General features: G+C 73.2%; 2 protein-coding genes. One reads left to right on the top strand and one right to left on the bottom strand.

Going from position 1 to position 2,004, the window contains the following annotated elements:
* Positions 1-440, bottom strand: a 440-nt coding sequence (locus tag VF794_RS10775) for a PIG-L family deacetylase (RefSeq protein WP_331109400.1), incomplete at its 3' end; no start/stop codon positions are given.
* Positions 441-556: 116 nt separating this feature from the next.
* On the opposite strand from VF794_RS10775, the gene bshC reads away from it, so the two are divergent.
* Positions 557-2,004 (top strand): bacillithiol biosynthesis cysteine-adding enzyme BshC (gene bshC, locus VF794_RS10770; protein ID WP_331109402.1); only part of this gene is annotated, 1,448 nt, incomplete at its 3' end.

The raw sequence follows: 2,004 nt of genomic DNA, 5'->3' as shown, positions 1-2,004 counted from the left end.
AGCACGACATCGGCCAGCACCTGCTCGCGCCCCCAGATGCGCAGCGTCTCATCGGCGCTCTTCGAGTAGCCGAAGTCCCTCGCCCGCGTGAAGAGCTGCTCGGCGCCGTCGATGCGCCGCGCCGCGAGCAGCTCGTACGTGCGGATGAGCCCGAGCAGCTCATCCTGCTCGGTGCCGATGAGGTTCTGCCCCCCGTCCCCGCGTGTCATCGAGAGATAACCCGCGCGCAGGCCGCGCCCTCCGGCGAGCCAGGCCAGCAGCCGGGTGTTCTCGTCGTCGGGATGGGCCGCCACGTACAGCACGCTGCCCGTCACACCGAGGCGCCGGAGGCCCGCGGCGATCTCCCCCGCGTGCGGTTGCCGGGGAGGTTGCGCGAGCGCCGTGGACCAGACTCCGAGGCTCATGACCAACGCCGTTCCAAGAATGAGCAGGTTCCGCATTCGGGGGCCGACCCTAACAAGGAACGAGACCGCACGGGGGCGAGGAATCCTCATGTCCCCGGTGCCCTGGACTTGTTATCAAGCGGCCCGTGGCTTCCTCCTTCTCCGCCTCCTGGATGCGTGGCGATCCACGAGCACTCGAGTTCCTCTCCGACCGCTTCCGGCACCGGACCGCCCGCGCCGAGGCCGTGGCCGCCGCGGCCTCTCGTCCAGTCGCTCCGGCGCTCCATGACGTGCTGGTGGCCCGCAACGCGCGCCTCGCGCCGAGCCCCGCCCGCGAGCGGAACCTGGAGCTGCTCGCCCGTCCCGGCACCACCGTCGTGGTGACCGGCCAGCAGGTGGGGCTCTTCCTCGGGCCGCTCTTCACGGTCTACAAGGCCGCCGCCGCCATCGCCGCCGCCCGCGCCCTCGCCGAGGAGACGGGTCGGCCCTGTGTCCCCGTCTTCTGGCTCCAGACCGAGGACCACGACCTTCCGGAGATCGATCACTGCATCGTCCCGCGCTCCACGGGCGAGCCCCTGCGCGTGGCCCTGGAACTGCCCGACGCGGCCACCTCGCGCGTTCCGGTCGCCCACCGCCACCTGGGCCCGAGCGTCACGGGGGCGCTCGCCGCGCTCCGCGCCGAGCTGGGCGCCAATCCCCAGGCGGACGAATTCCTGGCGCTGCTCGAGCGCGCCTACCGTCCCGAGGCGACGCTGGCGGACGCCTTCGCCGATGTGCTGTCGGCCCTCTTCGCGGACGAGGGGCTCGTGTTCCTCGATCCGCGCGACCCGCGCCTCGCGCCCCTCGCCGCGCCCATCCACCGCCGTGCCATCGAGGAGGCCGCGGCCATCGCTGGCAAGCTCGCCGAGCGGGGCCACGCCCTCGCCGAGGCGGGATTCTCCGAGCAGGTCCACATCCGCCCGGGTTCGCCGCTCGGCTTCTTCTCGCCCGACGCTCCCGAGGGCGCGCGCTACCGCCTCGACCCCGCCAGCGCTCCGGACACGTGGAACCTCGTGGGCCACCCGGAGGGCGCCACCGTGACGACGGCGGAGCTGCTCGGCTGGCTCGACCGGGAGCCGCTCCGCTTCACGACCTCGGCCCTGTTGCGCCCCATCCTCCAGGACACCTGGCTTCCCACGGCGGCCTACGTCGGCGGGCCGGGGGAGATCGCCTACTTCGCGCAGCTCGCGCCCCTCCATGCGCATGTGGGCCTGCCGATGCCGCTCATCGTGCCGCGCGCCCGGTTCCGCGTGATTGATGACCGCGTGCGCCGCCTGCTCGACAGGCTCGGCCTCTCGCCGGATGACGCGGCCACGCCACGGGACGAATTGCTGGCCCGCCTCGCCGCCCGGAACGCCGGGGAAGGCTTCGATCCGCCCGAGGCCGTCGAGGCGCGCCTCGTGAGCGCTTTCGCCTCCGAGCTCGCCCGCCTCGGCGAGCGCATGGCCGACTTCGACCCGAGCTTCGCCCGCGCCATCTCCCGCACCGACAAGACCGTCCGCGGAGGCGTCTCCCGCCTCGTGGCCAGGTACGGCCGCGCCATTGCCCAGCGAGATCAGGTGACCCTCGAGCGCGTGGAGCG

Origin of the sequence: Archangium sp., assembly GCF_036389735.1 — a bacterium.
Taxonomy (GTDB): domain Bacteria; phylum Myxococcota; class Myxococcia; order Myxococcales; family Myxococcaceae; genus Archangium.
Note: the sequence above shows the minus strand (reverse complement) of the source record. Positions and strands in the feature narration are given on the sequence as shown.